This window comes from Enterobacter sp. ZOR0014, from assembly GCF_000798855.1.
GTDB classification, from domain to species: domain Bacteria; phylum Pseudomonadota; class Gammaproteobacteria; order Enterobacterales; family Enterobacteriaceae; genus Enterobacter; species Enterobacter kobei.
In genome coordinates this window covers 1-4,147 of the sequence record NZ_JTLF01000136.1, presented here as the reverse complement: position 1 = coordinate 4,147, position 4,147 = coordinate 1, and the positions used below count along the sequence as shown (strand labels likewise).

General features: G+C 53.7%; 6 protein-coding genes. 4 read left to right on the top strand and 2 right to left on the bottom strand.

Going from position 1 to position 4,147, the window contains the following annotated elements; translation table 11 throughout:
- Positions 1 to 83: 83 nt before the first annotated feature.
- Entirely contained in the window at positions 84 to 317 is a 234-nt protein-coding gene (locus L977_RS07155) for a YdcY family protein (RefSeq protein ID WP_014883950.1), read from the top strand.
- 2 nt (positions 318 to 319) lie between these two features.
- On the opposite strand, the gene L977_RS07150 is transcribed toward L977_RS07155, so the two are convergent.
- Both L977_RS07150 and L977_RS07145 read right to left on the bottom strand, forming a co-directional pair.
- A complete protein-coding gene (locus L977_RS07150; RefSeq protein ID WP_014883949.1) occupies positions 320 to 769 on the bottom strand; it encodes a DMT family transporter in 450 nt (149 codons plus the stop codon).
- Positions 766 to 1,284 carry a GNAT family N-acetyltransferase gene (locus L977_RS07145; RefSeq protein ID WP_047625473.1) on the bottom strand — a complete coding sequence of 173 codons (519 nt, stop codon included), beginning with the start codon at positions 1,282 to 1,284 and terminating at the stop codon, positions 766 to 768. The genes L977_RS07150 and L977_RS07145 overlap by 4 nt, the downstream gene beginning before the upstream one ends.
- A gap of 147 nt (positions 1,285 to 1,431) precedes the next feature.
- Here L977_RS07145 and L977_RS07140 point away from each other — a divergent pair, with 147 nt between their 5' ends.
- The 3 genes from L977_RS07140 (at position 1,432) to L977_RS07130 (ending at position 4,034) form a co-directional block, all read left to right on the top strand.
- Positions 1,432 to 2,007 carry a helix-turn-helix domain-containing protein gene (locus tag L977_RS07140; RefSeq protein WP_047625471.1) on the top strand — a complete coding sequence of 192 codons (576 nt, stop codon included), beginning with the start codon at positions 1,432 to 1,434 and terminating at the stop codon, positions 2,005 to 2,007.
- A 63-nt stretch (positions 2,008 to 2,070) separates the two neighbouring features.
- Positions 2,071 to 3,111 carry an NADP-dependent oxidoreductase gene (locus L977_RS07135; RefSeq protein ID WP_047625469.1) on the top strand — a complete coding sequence of 347 codons (1,041 nt, stop codon included), beginning with the start codon at positions 2,071 to 2,073 and terminating at the stop codon, positions 3,109 to 3,111.
- Between the two features lie 254 nt (positions 3,112 to 3,365).
- A complete protein-coding gene (locus L977_RS07130) occupies positions 3,366 to 4,034 on the top strand; it encodes a GntR family transcriptional regulator (protein WP_014883946.1) in 669 nt (222 codons plus the stop codon).
- The last annotated feature ends 113 nt before the right edge of the window (positions 4,035 to 4,147 follow it).

The following is a 4,147-nucleotide window of genomic DNA, read 5'->3' as shown; positions in this document are numbered from 1 at the left end:
GCGGCTACGCCTTACCCGGCCTACATTTTGCACCCGTAGGCCCGGTAAGCGTAGCGCCACCGGGCACGTGAGGAGGAGTGACAATGTCACATTTAAACGACGTGATCGCCCGCGTGGATGCCGCCATCGACGAGAGCGTGATTGCCCATATGAACGAACTGCTGATTGAACTGAGCGATGATGCCGAGCTCAGCCGGGAAGAACGCTATACCCAGCAGCAACGTCTGCGTACCGCGATTTCGCATCACGGTAAGCAGCATAAAGAAGAAATGGACGCGCGGCAGGAACAGCTGACCAAAGGCGGCACGATTCTGTAGCCTCAAAACTGGCGTCGTGCGACCAGCCAGGCCCCGACAACCAGCATCACCGCACCGCACACCGGGCCTGCCAGGGCGCGGAGTGGAACGCCATGGCTTCTCAGAACGTCCATCACCAGCCCACCGATCAGCTGGCTGGCCACCAGTACGGCGATGGTGGTCGCTGCGCCAACGTTCTGATATCCGCTGATACTGGCAAAGACGAAAAACGAACCCAGCAGTCCCGGAATAAGCGTCCACCAGCGCACCGTTGCGGCCAGCTCGCTAAACCCGGCGACGCCCTGTTTCAGCAGCAGAATGCTGACAAACAGCACGATGCCGACCAGCGAGTTGAGCAGCATCGCGATCAGAATGGTGGAGGAGGATTGGGTGATGCGCACCATCAAGGTATTCTGTACCACCAGACCGATCCCCGCCGCCACCAGAAATGCCAGCGTCAGTGATTGATTCATGGAATAGCGTCCGGGTCGCTGCGCTCGTCAAGCTGCAGCTGCATAAAGATTAAGTCCAGCCACCGGCCAAACTTGGTTCCCACCTGCGGCATTTGTCCGGTAGTCACGAAACCGAGGGTTTCATGAAGGTGAATGGAGGTCTGATTTTGCGCTTCAATACCGGCCACCATCACATGTTTACCGAGGGTGCGGGCCTCGTTAATCAGCGCTTTCATCAACGTGCGGCCAATCCCCTTGCCCTGATGATCCGGATGGACATAGACCGAATGTTCTACCGTATGGCGGAAACCATCAAAGGCTCGCCAGTCACCGAAAGAGGCGTATCCGGTAATCACACCATTTTCCTCGCTCACCAGAACCGGATAGCCTGCAAGTGTACGAGCCTCAAACCACGCGATACGGTTATTGGTATCGACGGTTTTATCGTTCCAGATCGCGGCAGTGTGCAGCACCGCGTGGTTATAGATCTCTCCTATCGCAGCGCAGTCTTCTTTGCAGGCATGACGAACGATCATGATGTTCCCTCTGTGTGTTGTTCACTATAGTATTACGTTGTAGATACGATATTACACAACTGCATCGTCCGGGCGCTACGCCATAAGCCCTATTTTTTGTTATCAGAACCCCATTGAAATGCCATTCATACACTATAGTATGACGTCATGAACACAATAACAGACACAATCAATCAACGAATTAGTGCAAGAATTCGTCTTGAACGCGAGTCCCGCGGATGGTCCCTGAGCGAGCTGGCTGACCGGGCAGGGGTCTCGCGCGCGATGATCCACAAAATTGAGCGCGGAGACAGCAGCCCGACAGCGACTCTTCTTGCCCGCCTGTCCGGCGCGTTTGGCATCAGCATGTCCACGCTGATTGCACGCGCGGAGATGCAGGAAGGTAAACTCCTGCGCCTTGCCAATCAGCCTGTCTGGCGCGACCCGCAAACGCACTATCTCCGCCGTCATGTTTCTCCCCGTACCGATCTGCCCATCGACCTTGTTCAGGTAGAACTGCCTGCCGGGAGCGATGTGCCGATGCCCGCATCGTCTTACGCGCTGGCTCGTCAGCTCATCTGGCTGCAGTCCGGCGAGCTGGTGTTTCAGGAAGGCGACACACGCCACGAGATGCAGGCCGGTGACTGTCTTGAACTTGGGCCGCCAAATGACTGCCGTTTCATCAACGAAACGAATGAAAGCTGTGTCTATCTGGTTGTACGGCTTAACCAGTCGGGCTCGTAAAGGAAGCGATAACGCCGTTCATGAGCCAGGCTGTAATGACATTTGTAGCAGAAGGAGATCCTGATGAATCACGCTGTTTCGCAAAATCGCCGCTGGGTGCTGGCTTCTCGTCCACAGGGCGCGCCGGTCGCGGAAAATTTTCGTCTGGAAACACAACCTGTTCCCACGCCCGTTGAGGGGCAGCTGTTGCTTCGTACCGTCTGGCTGTCGCTGGATCCGTATATGCGGGGTCGCATGAGCGATGCGCCATCCTATTCCCCTCCGGTAGAGGTGGGTGCCGTAATGGTTGGGGGAACGGTCAGCCGCGTTGAGCAGTCAAACCATCCCGATTTCAAACCCGGTGAATGGGTGCTGGGCTACAGCGGCTGGCAGGAATATGAACTTTCGGATGGCAGCGGCCTGGTCAAGCTGGGCTACAATCCGTCTCATCCTTCCTGGTCGCTGGGTATTCTGGGTATGCCTGGTTTTACCGCCTATATGGGGTTACTGGATATCGGACAACCGAAAGCGGGTGAAACGCTGGTGGTCGCTGCGGCGACAGGTCCGGTTGGCGCCACCGTTGGGCAGATTGGCAAAATCAAAGGTTGCCGGGTAGTGGGCGTTGCCGGTGGGGCAGAAAAGTGCCGTCATGCCGTTGATGTTCTTGGGTTTGATCAGTGTCTCGATCACCACGCGGCGGATTTTGCTGACCAGCTGAAACACGCCTGCCCGAAAGGGATTGATGTCTATTATGAAAACGTCGGGGGGAAAGTCTTTGACGCCGTACTGCCGCTACTGAATACCTCTGCGCGCGTGCCGGTTTGCGGCCTGGTGAGTGGCTACAATGCGACGGGCTTGCCTGAAGGACCGGATCGCTTGCCGCTGCTGATGGGCACCATTCTGAAGAAACGTATTCGGATGCAGGGGTTCATTATCGCTCAGGACTATGGCCACCACATTAAGGCGTTCCAGGACGAGATGGGGCGCTGGGTGCAGGAAGGTAAAATTCATTATCGTGAACAGGTCACGGATGGGCTGGAGAACGCGCCCGAGGCGCTGATTGGCCTGCTGGAAGGTCGAAATTTCGGCAAAGTCGTGATTCGCGTCGCGGGTGACAATAAATAAAAAGCATGATGGCGGGGTTTCCCGCCATATTTATTTGTGAAGATACGATATATTGTCTTTAATTAACGGACATGGTTTTTCGCGCCTTCATCCCGGATGAGCCCGAAGCCGATAAAAAATCACAGTTTGCTTTTTTTGCTGTTTTTACGTACTTCCCACCACCAGGCATGACGATACAGGATATATCGAAGCAGCGTCGTTTTATTAAACCGACGCTTAAAAATAGCATTAAGTTTTAGCTACAGGAATTGAACATGCTTGATTTGGATCACTTAGAAAAAGCCCAAAGGATCAGTCTTACCATGCAAGTTGAACTCAGTTTGAAAGGAGCATTAATTACAGGCTCCCTCAAACCTGGCGCACGGCTGATTACGAAAGAGATTGCCGATAAATTGGGAACCAGTATTACGCCGGTCCGCGAAGCGCTGCTGCGTCTGGTGTCGGCAGGGGCGTTACACGCTACGCCCGCGCAGGCCTTTCTGGTGCCAGAGGTCACGCTGGATCGTTATAACGAAATTAACGCCATTCGCAAACAGCTTGAGCCCATGGCAGTCGCCGCAGCCTGTCAGAATATGTCTGAGCAAAAGCTGGAGACGTTGCGCAAATTGTCGGACGTATTTCATGAGGCCATGCGCAACGGGAACGTCCAGCAGGCGCTCCATGCGAATCGTGTCTTCCGGTTTACGCTTTATCAGTATGCCGAAATGCCGACGCTGAATGCGTTGATTGAACAGCTATGGGTGCGCATCGGCCCGTGTATTAACTATCTTCACCGTGAGCTTGATGACATCAAAGTGTCGACTTATCACTATGACGAGCTGCTTTCAGCCCTTGAGAGAAGAGATGTTGATGCCAGCCAGAAGGCGATTGATAAGTTGATTGATGAAGCGAATACGCTTTTACAGCGACAATATTTTAACTAAGAGATTATTTAGCAGAGCGACTATATCCCGCACCTAATTATTTATCTGGTGAATAACTCCTGATGGCTTATTGCCATCAGGAGCATTATTTCATTTATAAAATAAACTTTACT